At 61.9% G+C, this 320-nt stretch carries 1 protein-coding gene; it reads right to left on the bottom strand.

The features are described from left to right. The coding region (locus AC0L2R_RS33890) for a protein adenylyltransferase SelO family protein (RefSeq protein ID WP_473514132.1) at positions 1–320 on the bottom strand (320 nt) is incomplete at its 3' end.

The raw sequence follows: 320 nt of genomic DNA, 5'->3' as shown, positions 1-320 counted from the left end.
TCCCGGCGCACTCCTTCCTGATCGACGATCTCGCCTAGCAGGATTGCCCTTCCGTCGCCGAGCTGCGGCACGAACTGGCCGAACTGGTGTCCGGCATAGGCGGTAGCGATCGGCTTGGCACCTTCGGGAATCCGTTTGCCGGCAAGAATCTCAACACCCGCCTGCGAGGCGAGTTCTACCGGGTTGAGCCCGAGCTGGACGGCCAGCTCCTGGTTAAGCTTGAGGAGGTGCGGTGCGGAGACAGGGGTCGGGGAAACACGCGCATAAAACGAGCTCGGCAGCCGAGCATAGCTGTTGTCAAATGCAAAGCGTACCGTCAT

The sequence above is a fragment of the Mesorhizobium sp. WSM4820 genome (assembly GCF_055811075.1).
Note: the sequence above shows the minus strand (reverse complement) of the source record. Positions and strands in the feature narration are given on the sequence as shown.